The sequence below is a fragment of the Frankia sp. QA3 genome (assembly GCF_000262465.1).
Lineage (GTDB): Bacteria > Actinomycetota > Actinomycetes > Frankiales > Frankiaceae > Frankia.
The window spans coordinates 3,908,025-3,925,561 of record NZ_CM001489.1 but is presented as its reverse complement, the minus strand read 5'-3'; the positions used below and the strand labels follow the sequence as shown (position 1 = coordinate 3,925,561).

Annotated in this window: 10 protein-coding genes; 6 read left to right on the top strand and 4 right to left on the bottom strand. The window is 73.9% G+C overall.

The genetic code is table 11. From position 1 onward, the window contains the following. The first annotated feature begins 141 nt into the window (after positions 1-141). The 3 genes from FRAQA3DRAFT_RS16080 to FRAQA3DRAFT_RS16065 all read left to right on the top strand — a co-directional run bounded on the left by FRAQA3DRAFT_RS16080 (position 142) and on the right by FRAQA3DRAFT_RS16065 (position 6,077). Positions 142-996 carry an SDR family oxidoreductase gene (locus tag FRAQA3DRAFT_RS16080; RefSeq protein ID WP_009740091.1) on the top strand — a complete coding sequence of 285 codons (855 nt, stop codon included), beginning with the start codon at positions 142-144 and terminating at the stop codon, positions 994-996. Positions 997-1,610: 614 nt separating this feature from the next. Continuing rightward, positions 1,611-2,702, top strand: coding sequence for a DUF2993 domain-containing protein (locus tag FRAQA3DRAFT_RS36100; protein WP_009740090.1), 1,092 nt, complete (start codon positions 1,611-1,613; stop codon positions 2,700-2,702). An 819-nt stretch (positions 2,703-3,521) separates the two neighbouring features. Beyond that, positions 3,522-6,077 (top strand): FHA domain-containing protein, encoded by a 2,556-nt coding sequence (locus FRAQA3DRAFT_RS16065; protein ID WP_009740089.1) that lies wholly within the window; start codon positions 3,522-3,524, stop codon positions 6,075-6,077. An 84-nt stretch (positions 6,078-6,161) separates the two neighbouring features. On the opposite strand, the gene FRAQA3DRAFT_RS16060 is transcribed toward FRAQA3DRAFT_RS16065, so the two are convergent. Both FRAQA3DRAFT_RS16060 and FRAQA3DRAFT_RS16055 read right to left on the bottom strand, forming a co-directional pair. Beyond that, positions 6,162-6,761: an endonuclease domain-containing protein gene (locus FRAQA3DRAFT_RS16060; RefSeq protein WP_157467414.1), complete on the bottom strand. Its 600-nt coding sequence runs from the start codon at positions 6,759-6,761 to the stop codon at positions 6,162-6,164. A 158-nt stretch (positions 6,762-6,919) separates the two neighbouring features. Further along, complete coding sequence (locus tag FRAQA3DRAFT_RS16055) at positions 6,920-9,184, bottom strand: protein kinase (RefSeq protein ID WP_009740087.1); 2,265 nt, start codon at positions 9,182-9,184, stop codon at positions 6,920-6,922. A gap of 306 nt (positions 9,185-9,490) precedes the next feature. On the opposite strand from FRAQA3DRAFT_RS16055, the gene FRAQA3DRAFT_RS16050 reads away from it, so the two are divergent. Continuing rightward, the gene (locus FRAQA3DRAFT_RS16050; protein ID WP_009740086.1) at positions 9,491-10,822 is read left to right on the top strand and encodes a hypothetical protein; all 1,332 of its coding nucleotides are present in this window, start codon (positions 9,491-9,493) and stop codon (positions 10,820-10,822) included. Between the two features lie 253 nt (positions 10,823-11,075). On the opposite strand, the gene FRAQA3DRAFT_RS16045 is transcribed toward FRAQA3DRAFT_RS16050, so the two are convergent. Then, entirely contained in the window at positions 11,076-12,293 is a 1,218-nt protein-coding gene (locus FRAQA3DRAFT_RS16045; RefSeq protein ID WP_009740085.1) for an acyl-CoA dehydrogenase family protein, read from the bottom strand. Positions 12,294-12,303: 10 nt separating this feature from the next. Continuing rightward, the gene (locus FRAQA3DRAFT_RS16040) at positions 12,304-13,338 is read right to left on the bottom strand and encodes a nitroreductase family protein (protein WP_009740084.1); all 1,035 of its coding nucleotides are present in this window, start codon (positions 13,336-13,338) and stop codon (positions 12,304-12,306) included. 240 nt (positions 13,339-13,578) lie between these two features. Between FRAQA3DRAFT_RS16040 and FRAQA3DRAFT_RS16035 the strand changes: the two genes are divergently transcribed. Further along, positions 13,579-14,241: a hypothetical protein gene (locus FRAQA3DRAFT_RS16035; RefSeq protein ID WP_009740083.1), complete on the top strand. Its 663-nt coding sequence runs from the start codon at positions 13,579-13,581 to the stop codon at positions 14,239-14,241. Between the two features lie 475 nt (positions 14,242-14,716). After that, positions 14,717-17,449, top strand: a complete 2,733-nt coding sequence (locus FRAQA3DRAFT_RS33210; RefSeq protein ID WP_009740082.1) for an ATP-binding domain-containing protein — start codon at positions 14,717-14,719, stop codon at positions 17,447-17,449. Positions 17,450-17,537 lie beyond the last annotated feature (88 nt).

Genomic DNA, 17,537 nt, shown 5'->3' with positions numbered 1-17,537 from the left:
CGCCCGGCGTCACCGCGGCAACCGCGGCAACCGCGGCAACCTCCATCACCCGTAACCCGCGACCCGCCGTGCGTCGACCCGCCGCGCGCCGATCCGGCCATCCCCGACATCTCCGGCCGCCGCCTCGGCCAGGATGAGGGCATGAGCAGCACCGCACCGCGCGAGCCGGGCAGCGGGCGCCGCCGGGTCGACCCACCGTCGGCACCCCCGCCGGAGCCGGCCGGCGCCGCTGCCACGGTCGGCGCCGCCGCGAGCGGGGCCGGCGGGTCTGCCGACGCGGGCGCGGACGATGCGTCCGGGCCCCTGACGCGCGGTCTCGTCGTGGTCGGGCCGGGCACGAGCTTCGGCGTCGAGCTGTTGCGCCGGTACGGGCGGGAGGACTTCGCGCTTGGCGTGGTCTCCCGCTCCGCCGACACCCTCACCCGGGTGCGCGACGCGCTGGCCGGCGAGGGGCTCACGGTCGCCGGCGCGGTCGCGGACGTCACCGACTCCCCGGCGCTCGCCGGCGCGGTCGAGCGGGTGTCCACCGAGATCGGCGGGCTCACCGTGCTCGTCTACAACGCCAAGCTCAGCATCCGCGGGGCCGCGCTCACGGTGGCGGCCGAGACGATGAACCAGACCCTCGCGGTGAACGTCACCGGGGCGCTGGCCGCCGTGCAGGTCGCCGCCGGGCTGCTCGACGATCGGGTGGCCGCGACGATCCTGCTCACCACGGCGGGCCCGCGCACCGAACCGGTGGCCGGCCGCTTCGCCCTGGCCGTCGGCAAGGCGGGGCTGACTGCCCTCGCGGAGGCGCTGCGCCCGACGCTGGCCGCCCGCGGGATCCGGCTGCGCACGGTCGTCCTCGACGGGCGGGTGAGCTCGGCGGGCCCGCTTCGCCCCGACGAGGTCGCGGACCATTTCTGGCAGGCGTTCGCGGCGCCGCGCGGCGACGTATTCCGCCTGGCACCGGTCAGACGGGACACCGCGGTGGCGCAGCTGCCGCTGGAGGTGTGAGCTGTCCGTGCCGGACCGTGCCGTGGCTTGGTACCGAAGGTGCCTGTTCTGCCCGCTTCGGGTGAAGGTCGGTAATCCGACACGCCTGATCCGGGGATGATCGGACCCGCGGGCCTGCGGGACGCGCGGAACGTGCGACGATCCGGCAGAGCCTGGCGCATGACGGCCGTCAGGCGGAAGACCACATAGCGACGGCGTGCTCCGGCGCGGTACGGCAGGAGATGGTCCGGTGAACGACGGACGCGACGGTGACGGGCAGGCGGCGGACAGTACCCACGTGATGCCCGCCGACGGCGAGGGGGCGCGGCCGGCAGGTGCGGCACCCTCGGCGGGGCAGCGCCCTGCCCGGCCCGGGGGCGCCGTCCGGGCCGCCGCCACCCGCCGACTCGTTCCGGCCGTCGGGCCCGCCCCCGCCGGCCGACTCGTTCCGGCCGGTGCGCCCGATGGGCGCGTCCGGCGCCGGTCCCCACGGCCGGCCCGTCCCCGCGGCCGGCCCCACCGTCGCCGCGCGCCGGGACGCCGATTCCCGACCGGGCACCGATTCCCGACCGGGCGGCGAACCCCGACCGGGCGGCGATCAGCCCGCCGGCGCACCGACCACGAGCACGGCTGCCGTGCGCCGTCGCGGGGAGGCCGGGCCCGGCTGGTCGGACCCCGAGGACGCCGCCGAGGGCACGATGATCATTGGTCGGGGTGGTGCGGCGGCGGCCGGTCAGCCGTGGCCGGGTTCGACCCGGCCCGAGGACCCCCGAGCCGAGGACCCCCAGCCCGGGTACCCGCAGCCCGGCTATGCCCAGCCTGCCTACGCCCCGTCCGGCTACGGGCAGCAGCCCGGCCATGACCCGGGGTACGGCGCGGCGATCGGCCAGGACCGGCAGGCCGGTGACGGCGGGGCGGGACGGGACGGCTTCGCCGCAGGCGGGCCGCCGCCCGGCGCCACCGCCGCCGCGAAGCCGCCGCGGCGGCGCCGGCGCGGTCGGCTGCTGGCCATCGTGCTGGTCGTGCTGGTCGTGCTGTTCGTCGTGGGCGACCGGGTCAGCGTGGTGATCGCCAAGGGGCAGATGCGCAAGCAGGTCGAGGCATCCGTCGCCGAGAACCTCAAGCCCGGCGACCCGGTGCCGAAGGTGACGAGCGTGAGCATCGGCGGGTTCCCCTTCCTCACCCAGGTGCTGTTCGGCAAGTTCACCGACATCGGCGTCGGGATCGACGGCATCCCCACTCCCGGCCCGAAGATCTCCTCGGTGAAGGCGCATCTCAAGGGCGTGCACGTGCCGCTCGGGGACGCCCTGACCGACAACGTGGGGCAGGTCCCGGTCGACGACGTGCGGGCCACCGTCGGCATCACCTACGCCGACCTGAACGCCTTCCTCGCGAAGCAGGACCCCAAGATGCAGGTCAACCCGGTGAACGGGGGCAAGCAGGTGGAGGTCTCGGGCACCTTCGACGCGGGCAGCTTCGGCGCTCAGGAGGTGGGCGGCGTCACCACGTTCGAGGTCACCAACAACATGCTCGTCCTGGTTCCCACCGAGGTGAAGGTCAAGGGCACCTTCAGCTTCTCGTTCCCCTTGCCCGGGGCGCTGCTGCCGTCGATCCCGATCCCGGTGTCCGGGCTCCCCTTCCATCTGCGCATCGTCCAGGCGTCGACGAACGCCACCGGGCTGTCGCTCACCGCGACCGCCAAGGACGTCGTTCTCCCGGCGTCCTGACCTGCTGACCTGCCTGCCGATGACCAAGCCCGCCCGGAACCCGATCGTCCCCGGGCGGGCATGATTCCGGCCACATTCCCGGTGCCGTCCCGGCCGGCGTCACCTGCCCGAGCGCTCGGGGGGCCGCCGCGACGGCGCCGCCGCGGCGGTGGGCCGGGTCCGTCCGCGGTCGTCCGGCTGCCCGTCCGGGCCGGGCGGGTGCGGCGGGGCCCGTTACCGCCCCGAGGCGCGCACCCAGGCATTTCCCGGACGCGCAGCGAGCGGCTACGGCCCTGGTGGGGTGGCTGTGTGAATCGGTTGTGCGCGGACGGTCGACAGTTCGAAGCTGTCCGGTGCCCCCCTCGGTCGGATCGGCGACAGATGCCACTCCCGCGGACCACCGACCGGCATTCTCATAGGGTGCCGCACGGGAGCCGCGCGTCGTCACCGTCGCCGCCACCGCGGCACGGTCGCCGCAGTGGCGGGACGACCCGGGGTCGACGGCGAGAAGGTCCGTGCAGGGTAACCGGCATATCGAAGGATCATGAGGCGGCAGGGAACCGAGAGATGTCCAGAGGTCGAATGCGACGGCGGGCACGCCGTTCGGCTGGGCGGTCAACCGTCACCCGGGGTGGATCAAGGTCATCCCTCGACGCTACGATCGGACATCCGGCATGATCGGTCAACCCGCGTGACCGCCCGGCGTGGCATCACCGGTTGTACCGGGGGCGCCGCTCGAAGCGGTGGCATCGCTCGGCTTGGTGACACGACCTGGCGTAGTTACAAGGTGGAGTTCGGCGGGACAACCCGGCCAGCGTCCCGTCGCGAAGGGGGAAACACGTGCAGACGACCTTCCTGAGAGTCGTCACCGAGGCCGGTGCGGCCACTGTGCCAGCGGAGGCTCAGTTCATCATCGGCCGTGCCCGGACCGCCGACTACGTCATCGCCGACAGCCGGGTCTCCCGCCGCCACCTCCTTCTCGAACAGACCGGCAGCGGCTGGATCGTCCGCGACATCAGCTCCAACGGCACCTGGATCGACGGGCAACGGATGCCCGAGTCCGTGCCGGTGCACGACGAGGTGCGGCTGCGGCTGGGGACCCCCACCGGCCCCGAGGTCGTCGTCCACCCCGAGTTCCCGCAGGGGCGTGGCCCGATCGACGAGCCGGCCTACGACCCCGGCTACGACATGCAGACGATGCTGCCCAACGCCGCCGGCTACACCCCACCGCGGCCCACCGCGGGCCGGGGCAACCGGGCCCACCAGGGGCCGACGAGCCCGGCGCAGCGCGGGCGCGACTACGACGACTACGACGACCGCCGCCGCGGCGAGCGGCCCGGCGGCTCCACCAGCCTCGAGCAGGAGCACGAGCGGCGCACCACCTACCGGCTGCGCCAGGGCACGATGTCGATCGGCCGCGCCCGGGACAACGACATCGTCATCACCGACCTGCTCGCCTCCCGCCGGCACGCCGAGCTCTACATCGGCCGGTCGGGCCTGCAGATCGCCGACCTCGACTCGGCCAACGGCGTGTTCGTCAACGGCCGCCGCATCAACCGGACGGAGGTCGGCCAGGGCGACGTCATCGCCGTCGGTCACCACGTCTTCCAGCTCGAGGGCGATCAGCTCGTCGAGTACATCGACTCCGGCGACGTCAGCTTCGAGGCCGACGCCCTGAACGTCTGGGCCGGCCAGAAGCAGCTCATGCACGACATGACGTTCAAGCTGCCCGGCCGCGCGCTGCTCGGCGTCGTGGGGCCGTCGGGTGCCGGCAAGTCGACCCTGCTCAACGCCCTGACCGGGTTCCGGCCCGCGGACAAGGGGACCGTCCGCTACGCCGGCCGTGATCTGTACTCCGAGTACGACGAGCTGCGGCGCCGCATCGGCTACGTGCCGCAGGAGGACCTGCTGCACACCTCGCTCACCGTGCGCAAGGCCCTGGAGTACGGCGCCGAGCTGCGCTTCCCGCCGGACGTCACGAAGGCGGAGCGGCGCACCCGCGTCGACGAGGTGCTCGCCGAGCTCGGCCTCACCCAGCACGCGAACACCCAGGTGTCGCGGCTGTCCGGTGGCCAGCGCAAGCGGACCTCGGTGGCCCTGGAGCTGCTGACCCGGCCGACCCTGCTCTATTTGGACGAGCCGACCTCCGGTCTCGATCCGGGCATGGACAAGAACGTCATGGAGTCGCTGCGCAAGCTGGCGGACGACGGCCGGACGGTCATCGTGGTCACCCACAGCGTCGCCCAGCTCGACCTGTGTGACTACATCCTGGTCCTCGCGCCGGGCGGCTACGTCGCCTACTTCGGGCCGCCGCAGGACGCGCTGACCTTCTTCGGCAAGCGGGACTACCCGGACGTCTTCCTCACCCTGGAGGCGACGCCGGGCGCCGAGTCGGCCGCCCGCTTCCGCAACTCGCGGTACTTCGTGCCGGCGTCGATCACCGCCCCCTCGGCGCGCCCGGCGCCGGAGGAACTGCCCTCGCTGCGCCAGCAGTCGGTGGCCTCCCAGCTGGTCACGCTGAGTCGTCGAACTATGGCCGTCGTGGCGTCGGACAAGTCCTACCTACGGCTGATCATCGCGTTCCCGTTCCTGCTGGGGCTGATCCCCCGAGCCATCGGCGGGAACTTCGAGCTAACTCCAGAGCAGGCTCAACAGCTCTCGCCGAACTCCGACGGCCCGACGATCCTGCTGATCATGGTGCTCTGTGCCTGTTTCATGGGCATGGCGAACTCGGTCCGGGAGATCGTCAAGGAACGGGCGATCTATCGCCGGGAGAGAGCCATCGGCCTGTCCCGCACGGCGTACATCGGCTCGAAGGTCCTGGTCCTGATCTTCATCACGGTGGCGCAGGCGATCCCGTTCACGCTGATCGGGCTGGCCGGACGAACACCCAAGGCGGGGCTCATCCTCGGCAACTCGCTGCTGGAGATGCTGATCGCGGTGATCGTGGTGTCGCTGGCCTCGGCGATGCTCGGCCTGGTGATCTCCGCCCTGGTCGACAACGCCGACAAGACGATGCCCCTGCTCGTCCTGATCACGATGGCACAGCTGATCTTCAGCGGTGGCATCGTGCCGGTCAAGGGCACCGCCGGCCTGGAACAGGTCAGCTACATCGCGCCGGCCCGCTGGGGGTTCGCGTCGATGTCGTCGATCGCCGACATGAACCGCATCACCCTCGCCGGGGTGCCCCGCCCCGACAACAAGAAACCGATCAACCCGAAGGTCGTCGTCGACCCGTTCTACGACCACACGGCGTCGGCCTACCTCACCGACATCGTCGCGGGCGCCGCGATCGGCATCCTGTTCGTGATCGGCACCTCGCTGCTGATCCGCCGCATGGACCCCAAGACCGTCAAGCGCGCCCCCGCCGCCCCCGTCAGCGGCCCACCCCGCTAGACGCGGCGCCCTTCTCCCGCTGATCCGGAGGGATAAATCGGACGCCGATGCCCTCTGGATCAGCGGGAGGGCGCGCCGGCAGGCTCACGTCGGGCGTAACCGCCGTCCACCTCCGGGAGGCGCGTCGGCGCGGGCCCGACGGAGAGCGGCGCGTACGGTCTCCCGAAGTCCCCGCGCCCCGTCCATCGCATCCCGCCAGGTGAAGCGCAGAACGTCCCAGCCGAGGCGGACCAACGCGTTCTGCCGGGTCCGGTCCCGGTACAGCGCCGTGAGCTCACTGTGCGGTCCGGTGCCATCCGTCTCGATCGCCACGCGCAGCAACGGCCAGGCGAAGTCGAGCCTGGCCAGCGACAGACCCGTCGAGGGATCGCGGACCAGCCACTGAAGCTCGTCGGGTAGCAGGCCGGCATCACCGAGCAACAGCCGGACCCGCGTCTCCAGCGGAGACTCCGCTCGCCCGTCGATCTGCGACCACCAGCGCTGCGCGCGGTCGCCGTTGCGACGAGCTGTCACCCGCTCGCGCAGGTCGAGGACATCGTCGCGGGTCAGGTGTTCCTGCTGGAGCATGGCGTCGAGGACGCTGACGAACAGTTCGCGATCGCACAGCAACGCCAGATCCTCGAGAGTGCGCCGGATCGTGCTCGTCCGAATGCCGGCGAGATCGACGGTGTCCGCGTCGGGCATCGTCATCCAGTGCCGGAGGTAGCCGCGCCTGCGCGGAACCCACCGATACGCCATCTGTGGACAACCCGCTGGCCTGTGGACAGGCTCTCCTGCTCATCCGGAGGCTTCGGTGTCCGAAAAATCCCTCCGGATAAGCAGGGCGGGCGGGTGGGCGCGGGTCAGCCGGCGTTCCAGCGGGCGTGGCCGTTGAAGCCGCCGAGGGTGGTGAGCTGGCGGGCGCCGGCGGTGGGGTTGTTCGAGTCGAGGACGAACAGCTGGCGGGCGGCGGGGTTGGCGGGGTCGCGCTGGCCGGAGAAGACGATGCGGCCGTCGGGGCCGAAGGCGGGGTCCTGGTCGTTGCCGTGCGCGTGGGTGAGCTGGCGGACGTCGGAGCCGTCCGAGTTCATCTCGAAGATCTCCAGGTCGCCGTTCTGCTCCCGGGTGAACGCGATCCTGTCGCCGGTCGGCGACCAGACCGGGTCGGAGTCGGTGGTGAGCTTGTCGTTGATGACCGGCTGAGCCACCGCGTCGGGTTCGACGGAGATGGTCACGATGAACCCACGGTCGCCGCCGGCGGTGTTGGACCAGTACGCGATGCGCTCGCCGTCCGGCGACCAGGCCGGGTCGGTCGCCTGCGGCTTCGTCTTGAGCCGGCGCACGCTCGACCCGTCCAGCCGGACGACGTAGAGGCCGGGATTCGGGTTGCCGGTCTCGTCGGTGGTCGACCGGACGACCAGGAACGGGCTGTCCGGGGACAGCGAGGGCCGGGCGTCGCCCGCGATCGTCAGCTTCGCCGCCGGGCCCGAGGTGAACAGTTGCACGGGCTTGCCGGTGCCGTCGGCGGCGATCGCCTGCAGCGTGTTCGGGCTGCCCTTCTTGAAGAAGACGACCGTCTTCCGGTCGGCGGCGATCGCCGGCAGCATGTCGTTGTCCGGCCCGGTGACCAGCGGCTTGTCGTTCTGGAGGCCGCCGTCGCCGGTGACGTCGCCGCGGAACAGGTCGTAGTTGCCGGTGCGGTTGGAGGCGTAGACGACGGTGTCGCGGCCCAGCGGCTCGGTCGAGCGGGGTAGCGCGAACGCGGCAGGCTGTGCGGACGCCGCCGCGGTGGCGGCGGGCTTGACGGTGCTGCCCGTTTCGCCGGTATTGCTGTCGTCGCCGCCGGAGGCCAGGGCGAGGACGGTCGCGAGGATCGCGCCGACCACGACCACGCCGCCGCCGACGAGCAGCGGCGCGCGGTTCTTGCGGCCGCGAGCGCCGGACGGCGCACCAGGCCCGCCGCTCCCGCCGGGTCCACCCGGCCAGGAGGGTCCGCCTGCCTCGGCGCCGACCCGGGTGGGGGACTGGCCGGCGACGGTCCCGTCGCTTGCCGGCCGCGGCTGCACCGGAGCGCCGAGGCTGGTCGGCAGCCGGGTCGGGGCGTCGGGGTCCGCGGTGTACCCGCCGGCGCTCGCCGCCGCGGCGGCCACCCCACGCCCGCCGGTGCCCGCTGTCGGGCCGGTGCCCGCCGTCGGGCCGGTGGCGCCCGGCGCGGGCAGGTTCCAGCCCTGCAGGACGTTGGTGACGTCCTGCGGGTCGACGGCGGCGGCGGCGTCCGGGCCGGTGCCGGACGGGTCGCCGAGCAGGCGCAGCATGAGCTGCTGGGCGGTGGGCCGGGTGGCCGGGTCCTTGCGCATCGCGAGCCAGACGATCGGGCGCAGGGCCGGGTCGACGTCGTCGAGTCGCGGCTCCTCGTGCAGTGCCCGGTACAGCAGCACCTGGGCGGAGGCGTCGCCGAACGGGTAGTGGCCGGTGGCGGCGAAGGCGACCAGGCCGCCCCACGCCCAGATGTCCACCGCGGAGGTGATCGGCTGGCTCTCGATCTGCTCCGGGGACATGAACGCGGGCGTGCCGAGCTGCTGCAGGTCGCCGGTCAGGCCGCTGCCGGCGTCCACGGCCCGGGCGATCCCGAAGTCGATCACCCGGGGGCCGAAGGGGGAGAGGATGACGTTGGCCGGCTTGAGGTCGCGGTGCACGATCCCGGCGCTGTGGATGGCGGTGAGCGCCGCGGCGACGCCGACCGCGAGCTGTTCGAGGTTGGCGTCGGCGAGCGGGCCGTTGCGCTGGACGTAGCGTGCCAGCGTCTCGCCCTCGATGAACTCGGTGACGAGGTAGGGCCACTCGGCGTCGGGGTCGGCGTCGAGGACCTCGGCGGTGCAGACCCGGGCGACGCGCCGCGCCGTCTCCGCCTCCAGCCGGAACCGGGCCCGGAACTCGGGGTTGCCGACCGCCTCCGTCCGGATCACCTTGATCGCGACGAGCCGGCCCTTCTCCGAGCGTCCCAGGTAGACCATGCCCATGCCGCCCTGGCCGAGTTTGCCCAGCAGCGTGTACGAGCCGAGCTCACGGGGGTCGTCCGGGCCGAGAGGAACGGCACGCGCCGCCACACCAGCATCCGATGACGCCATCGACCTGTACCCCTGCCTGCCGCGCGCCGACCGCGGTCCGGTCGGGCGACGCGCAGCACGCGGGCCCGCCGGTGTCGCGCACCGACCCTTGAACGATCATGGTGTCCCGACCCGCCGGCACGGCGGATCACGTGGGGAAAATCTTAGGTGAGTGTCCCCTGTTGCAGGACTGTCGGGGCTCCGACTGCGCTTACGACCTGGTTGTCAGCGGATTGACAGGGTTCGCGCCGGTCTCGGGCGGCTCCCCACGCCCCGAATGTGCCATTGTCGTGGCAACGAGATCTTGTTGCGAGGGAGAGGCACCGCATGGCGAGGATGGCCGCGCGCATCGCCCGGGTCACGGGCGCGCTGGGCTGCGCGGCGGCGCTGCTGGCCCTGGCCGCCTGCTCGGACGGCGACCACCGCGGCGACGGCCGGTCCCGGGCGCGGGACGCGGCCCGCACGGTGAAGTCCGACCCGGACCGCCTCGGCGCCGGCGGCTCGGCCCGTTCGGCCACGCCGACCGGCGGCCCCGGGGCCGCCGCGGCGCCGGTGTGGGGATTCGCCCGTTTCAGCGCGGCCGGCAGCCCGGTGAACGCGCCCACGGCGGTCCCGGCGGCGCAGAGCTCGGGTAGCTGGCGCACCGCGGGCGGGGCGGGCGCCGCCGCGCAGGTCACGGTCGTGCGCCGGCAGACCGGCGGCTACCGGATCACCTTCCCCGGCATCGCCGTGGCCGCGGGGCGCGGCGCGGCGATCGTCACCGCGCTGGACCCGGTCGCGGCCGTCGGCACCACCGCCCCGGTCGTCTCCTGCCACGTCGTGCGCTGGGGCGCCGCCGGCCGGGACGAGCAGGTCGACCTGACCTGCCGCGACGCCGCGGGGGCGCCGGCCGACTCCGGGTTCACCGCGCTGTTCAGTCACGTGCCGGACACCGCGGCCCCGTCCCCGGGCGGCGCGTACGCCTACCTGCGGTCCGACGCGGCGTCGGCCGCCACCTCCCGCCCGGCGAACGCCTACAGCGTCAGCGGACCGGGCACGATCGAGGTCCACCGGGTCGGCGCCGGGCATTACACGATCGACCTGACCGGGCCGGCGTTCGCGAAGAACGGCAACAACCTGCAGGTCAACGCGATCGGCGACGGCCCCGTGGGGTGCAGTGCCCTCGGCCGCGTGGTGAAGAAGGACCGCCAGTCGGTGTTCGTCGGCTGCGCGCGCGGGTCGGCCTGGACGGACAGCCCGTTCGTGCTGCTCTACACCAGCGGCCACGCGCTGATCCCGACCGGCGCGGCCAGCTTCGGCCACGCGTTCACCGGCGTCATCCGTCCGGGCGGGCCGATCCAGCAGGTCCCGCCGGGCCCGCCGGTCAACGCCTGGGCCTGGTACTCGGCGAACAGCACCGGGGCGACGAACCAGATCAGCCGGGTCGGGGTCGGCCGCTACCAGGTGACCCTCCCCGGGATCTCGCGGACCCCGAGCTCGCTCCAGGTGACCCCCTACGGCGAGCCCACCGCCCGCTGCGCCGCGGCCGAGCTCCCGGCCGCCGCGGCCGCCGGCGGCGCACCCGCGGCCGTCACGGTGGCCGTGCGCTGCGTCGACGCCGCCGGGCGCCCCGCCGACAGCTACGCCAGCGTCGCCTACGTCAGCGCGGCCGGCCCATGACTGCCTGACTGACTCGCCCCGCCCGTACCGGAGTCCCCGGCGTCTTCGGAGTCCCCGGGGACACGGTGGTGGACCGTGGTGGTCGGTGCCCCCGGGACCCCCCGAGTCGGGACCGGGCCGCCGTCGGCGGGCCGCGACGCCCCCGAACGTCGGGCGCCGCCGTGAGCGACCCGGTCTGGTTCGATCAAACCGCCACGTGGCCGAGCAAACCCCGTATCTCGGCGGCTTTCGGGGAAATGACCCCGACGCGAGGTCAGCGGATGTGCATCCCGGAGATCGCTCGGGCGATGACGAGGCGTTGGATCTCCGACGTGCCCTCGAAGATTGTGTAGATCTTGGAGTCGCGGAACATCCGCTCGACGGGATGGTCGCGGCTGTAGCCGGCGCCGCCGAGGATCTGCACCGCCTTCTCCGTCGCCCACACCGCGACCTCGCTGGCCTTCAGCTTGCTCATCGACCCCTCGCCGGCCTCGAACGGCCGGCCGCTGTGGCCCATCCAGGCGGCCCGCCAGATGAGCAGCCGGGCCGCGTCGATCTCCATCCGCATGTCGGCGAGCGCGAAGGCGATCGCCTGATTGGTGATGATCGGCCGGCCGAACTGCTCACGCCCGCGGGCGTAGTCCAGGGCGTACTCGTACGCGGCGCGCGCGATGCCGATGGCCTGGGCCCCGACGATCGGCCGGGTGACCTCGAAGGTCGCCAGCGCCGCCTGGCCGGAGGCGCGCCGGCCGGCGCGGGCGGCGGCGAGCCGCTCGTCGAGCCGCTCCCGCCCGCCGAGCAGGCAGCGCCCCGGGACCCGCACGTCGTCGAGGAACACGTCCGCGGTGTGCGAGGCTCGCAGGCCCAGCTTGCGGATCGTGCGGGACGCGGTGAGACCGGGGGTGCCCGGCGGGACGACGAACGCCGCCTGGCCGCGCGAGCCCAGCTCCGGGTCCACCGAGGCGACGACGACGTGGACGGCGGCGATGCCGCCGTTGGTGATCCAGGCCTTCTGGCCGCTCAGGATCCATTCGTCGGTGGCGGGGTCGTGCCGGGCCCGCACCCGCATGGCCGACACGTCCGAGCCGGCGCCCGGCTCCGAGACGCAGAACGCCGCGACCTTCGGGTCGCTCGCGTCGCCGAAGCACTGCGGCGCCCACTCGCCGATCTGCTCCGGGGTGCCGGCGGAGACGATGCCGGCGACGCCGAGCGTCGTGCCCATGATCGACATGCCGATCCCGGCGTCGCCCCAGAACAGCTCCTCGGACACCAGCGGCAGCGACAGGCCGGTGGGATCCGCCCACAGCGTGGCCAGGGCGTCGAAGTCGTACAGGCCGATCTTCGCCGCCTCCTGGATGATCGGCCACGGCGTCTGCTCGCGCTCGTCCCACTCCGCCGCCGCGGGGCGGACCACGTCGGCGGCGAAGCCGTGCACCCAGGAACGCAGCTGGCGCTGCTCGTCGCTCAGGTCGAGCCCGAACCCCCCGCTCATCGACGCCGCGTCAGGCGCGCTCGTCGGAGCCGGCGACGTCGAGGACGTCGTCGACCCGCCGCCGCGGGGTCGGGCCGAGCGGCTCGGTGCCTGGCCGCAGGTAGCCGGCCCGCAGGATCATCTGGACGTGCCCCAGCCCGCCGGTGGCCCCGCGGAACTGCTCGCGCATGCCCTCGACGTCGATCGCCTGCGACATCGGCGACGTCGCGAGGCCGAGCGCCGTCGCGGTGAGCAGCACCCGCTGCATCGCCTCGCCGGCCCGCAACCGGTCGGCGGTGGTGTCCGCCTCGGTGCCGATCAGCAGGATGCCGGGCCGCTCCACGTCGTGCTCCTGCAGCAGCGTGCCGGCCTGGCCGACCACGTCGAGGTCACGCATCGGGAACTCGGACTGGCGGGGCGTGTCGGAGTGGACGACCGCGCTGCGCGGGATGCCGTCGGCGGCCGGCGCCGTCCGGCTCCACGACGCCAGCTCCTTGCGGTAGTCGTCGTTGTGCTCCTCGATCCAGTCCGCCCGCGAGAGCAGGACGCTGACCTGGACGCGCAGGTTCGGATCGGTCGGCGCGGTGAGCCAGGCGCCCTGCGCCTCGGCCGCGGCGCGCAACCGGCCGACGGCGTCCTCGGGCAGCGGCCGGTCGTCGAAGGGGCGGCGGTCGGTGTGCCGCCGGGGGATGGCCTCGACGAGGGCCCGCTCGGCGTCGTCGGCGGGCCGCTGCCCGATGACCGTGACGGTGGCCAGGCGCTTCGAGTGGAAGTCGTCGCCGTCCGGCAGGAGCTCGACGGCCGGGTCCAGGCCGCGGCCCCGTAGCGCCAGCCGGGCGTTGCACAGCGCCGCGCCGCAGCTGAGCAGCAGCTGCCGTCCCTCGGGGTCGGCGACGTCGAGTTGGCGGGAGCCGTCGGCAAGGAGGGTGAGCCCGTCCGCCTCGAGTCGCCACAGCCAGGGCTGGGTGTTGTGGATGGAGGGCGCCGCGGCGGCCGCCGCGACCACCTCCCGGGCCAGGCCGGGCGACAACGGGAGCGATGCGGACCGCGCTGCATCGTTGGACATGTCAGCCTCCCTTCTTCTCAAGTATCTACCCCCAGCCTGCGGGACGATCGCGTCCGGGGCATGCGCCGACCGGAACCCACAGGTCGGGACCGACGGCCGTGCGGCGGGAGCCGAGTGGCACGTGTCCCGCGCCTCGCCGGCCTGCTGGAACTGCGAAAAGCGACGAAATCGTTCCCCCTGGTGGCGGCCGGCGGCCGGCGGCGCCGGAGTGGGCGCGGGCAACGCGGGTAGTCCCAGTGCATGGTTGGAACTGACCCCGAGGCGGTGGTCACCGAGCTGCTCACCCGCCACGGGCGGACGTACGCCGACGAGATCGACGCCGATGTGCCGGCCGACACCGCCGAGGCGATGTTCAGGCTGATCGTCTTCGCCCTGCTCGCCAGCGCCCGCATCCGGACCGCGGCGGCGGTCCAGGCCACCTGCGCGCTCATGGACGCGGGCTGGACCGACGCCGCGTCGATGGCCGAGGCAACCTGGGAGGAGCGCACCCGCGTCCTGAACCGCAACGGCTACGCCCGCTACGACGAGAGCACCTCCCGTCAGCTCGCGGACGCCAGCCGCTACCTGTCGGACACCTACGACGGCGACATCCGGCACCTGCGCGAGGCCGCGGACCACTCCCCGGACCGCGAGCGCGCGCTACTGCAGAAGATCAAGGGCATCGGCCCGGTGGGGGCCGACATCTTCCTGCGCGAGGCCCAGGCCGGCTGGGACGAGCTCGTCCCCTACCTCGACGAGCGGGTGCGCCGCACCGCGAGCGAGCTCGGGCTGCCGACCAGCCCGCAGCGGTTCCTGGACCTGGTCGACCGGGGCGACCTGCCCCGGCTGGTCGCGGCGCTGGTGCGGGTGCGGCAGGAACGCGACGTCGGCGACCTGCACGAGTCGACCTCCGATCGGTCCTGACTCCCCGTTTGGTTCTGGCTTCCCGTTTGGTCCTCACCCCGTTTGGCGCAGCCCAGACGGATGAGTGGCCAGACGTCCGGGCCCGACATCCGTAACCTGGAACACGCGCCGGTGGGGCGTTGCGGCCACCGTGCCCCGGGTACGGTTCGGGACGCCGTCGCCGTCGTGGTCGTTTGCCCGCCCGATCCGACCCGTTCGTGTCGGACACGGGGCCCCGCGGCGGGCCGGGAAGGTTCGCGGGGAAGGTGCTGTTACCTTCCTGGCTCACCGGTCCGCGCCCGGCGGGCAGGTCGGGCCGTGGTCGGCGGCCGCGGTGGCTCGGCCGGATCGGCTGCCGCGTCGGTCCCAACACCGGGGCGGCGTGCTACGCCGTCGGCGCAATGGCGTGCCGTAGGCGGGCCGCAGCCCGACCCCGCCCACGAAGCCGACCCGACCCGACCAGCCATCGAACCGAATCCGACCGGGAGGAGCGCCGGTGCCGACCATGCAGGATGTCGAGCGCGCCCGCGAACAGGCATACCTGGACACGCTGTACACCCGGCTGGACGAGGTCCGGGAGATCACCCGTGAGCAGCTGCGCGGGGTGCTGCTCGACGTCGGTACGGGCACCCCGCAGTCGATCGTCGAGCGGGACGTGTTCGCCGCGGCGCACGCCGACCGGCTGGCCCGCCTCGACGCGGCCGAGGGCCGGCTCTGCTTCGGCGCCATGGACCACGATGACGGTCGGCGCACCTACATCGGGCGGATCGGTCTGTCCGACAGCGAGCAGGAGCCCATCCTCGTCGACTGGCGCGCCCCCGTCGCCACCGCCTTCTACCGGGCGACCCTCGCCGATCCGCAGGGCCTGGTCCGCCGCCGGCACCTGCGCACCCGCGGACGGGAGGTCACCGGGATCGCGGACGATCCGCTCGGGCCGCTCGGGTCGGCGCCGGGCGACGCGGTGGCGCAGTCCGGTGACTCGATGCTGCTGGAGACGCTCGCGGCGCCGCGCACCGGCCGCATGCACGACATCATCGCGACCCTGCAGGCCGAGCAGGACCGCATCATCCGGGCCCGGGCGAACGGCATCCTCGTCGTCGACGGCGGCCCGGGAACCGGCAAGACGGCGGTGGCGCTGCACCGCGCGGCGTACCTGCTGTACAACGACCGGGCCCGGCTCGACCAGTCCGGCGTGCTGATCGTGGGACCGAGCCCGGTGTTCCTGCGGTACATCGATCAGGTGCTGCCGTCCCTCGGTGAGACCGGGGTGGTCTTCGCGACCCCCGGGCGGCTGTTTCCCGGGGTCGACGCCACCGGCACGGAGCCGGTGGAGGTCGCCACCCTCAAGGGCGACCCGCGGATGGCCGAGGTCATCGCCGGGGCGGTCCGTGACTGCCAGCGCCTGCCCCGCCAGGAGCTGGTGATCAATTACGACGACCATGTGCTGCGGCTCGGCCAGGACACCGTCGCCCGCGCCCGCACCCGAGCCCGCCGTAGCCGCCGCCCGCACAACTCGGCCCGGCGGGTCTTCCTGCGCGAGCTGCTCGCCGAGCTCACCACCCAGGTGGTCCGTCAGATCCCGGGCGGCCTGCTCGACGCCGACGAGCGCAGCCAGATCACCCGCGACCTGTGGGCGGAGGAGGAGATCCGGGCGGTCCTCGACGGGCTGTGGCCGCTGCTGACGCCCCAGCAGCTCGTCGGCGACCTGTTCACCGACTCGGCTGCGCTGGCCCGGGCGGCGGGCAACCGCCTCACGCCGGCCGAACGCGCCCTGCTGCAGGACCCGCCCCCGGCCGCCGGCCCGGCCAGTCCCGACCCGTCTCGTCCCGGCCCGTCCCGTCCCGGCCGGGCGCTGCCCGGCGCCGATGTGCCGCGGGCGATCCGGGCCGGCGGCGTCGGCGGCCCCGAGACGGCGGCCGCGGACGATGCCGACGACCTGTTCGCCGCGGCGAACCTGCTCCCGACCGCCGCGGGCGCCGGCCCGAACGGCGGCCGTCCCGACGATCGGGGCCGGTCCGAGGACCGCGGCCGGTCCGAGGACCGCGGCCGGGTGGGCGAGCGGGTGGGTCCAGGCTCCGCCGATCCCAGGGCCGCGTCCCGGATTCCGGTCCCGCGGACCGGTGGCCCGACCTTCGGTGCCGACCTGCCCGCCGCTGCGCGGGCCGCCGGCGGCGAGCGACGCTGGACCCCGGCGGACGTGCCGCTGCTCGACGAGGCGGCCGAGCTGCTCGGTGACCCCGAGGAGGAGGCGGGCCTCGAGGCAGCCCGGCGCGCCGAGCGGGAACGGGCGGAGGAACGCGAATACGCCCGCGGCGTGGTCGACATGCTGGGCCTGGAGGGGCAGGTCGACGCGGCGGCGCTCGCCGACCGCTGGTCCGGCCCGCGGGTGCGGCGCACCGCCGCCGAGCACGCCCGCGCCGACCGAGGCTGGGCGTTCGGCCACCTGATCGTCGACGAGGCCCAGGAGGTCTCCCCGATGCTGTGGCGGCTGCTGTGGCGCCGCTGCCCGGGGCGGACGGCCACCCTCGTCGGCGACCTGGCCCAGACCGCCCGGCCGGGCGCGCCGACGAGCTGGGCGGAGCTGCTGGCACCGGTGGTCGACGAGCGGTTCACGGTGGAACGGCTCAGCGTCAACTACCGCACCCCGCAGGAGATCATGGACGTGGCGGCCGAGGTCCTGCGCGCGCAGAACCCGACCCTGACCGCACCGGTCTCGGTCCGCTCGGTGGGCCACCGCCCCACGGTGCTGCGGGTCGGTGATGTCGCCGTCGAGGACGTCCCCGGGCTCGCGCAGTTGCTGGGGGACGCGCCGTCCCCCGCGGGTGAGCCGTCCGCGCAGCTGCTGGCCGCCGTCGCGCACGCGGCCAGGCGGGAGGCGGCGGCGGCAGGCACCGGCCGCGTGGCCGTGATCACGCGGCCCCGCGACGTGCTGGCCCTGCGTTCCGCGCTGATGGCCCTGCTGCCCGACCTGGCCGTCGTCCCCGACTCGGTCGACCCGGCCAGCGCCGCCGGCAACGCGTTGGACGCGCCGGTCGCGGTGCTCAGCGTGGCGGAGACCAAGGGCCTGGAGTTCGACGCGGTGGTGCTCGTCGAACCGGCGGCGCTGCTCACCGAGCCGACCCGGGGCCTCGCCGACCTCTACGTCGCGCTGACCCGGGCCACCCGCTCGCTCAGCGTCGTCCACTCCGGCGAGCTCCCACCGGTGCTGGGCGGCCTCGAACAGGAATGACCTGTCCGCCGGTGCCGGTGCCGAGGGCGCCGGGGCGCGGGACGGTCAGTCGTCACCCATCGTCGCCGTCCGGGTCGCCATCTCCCGC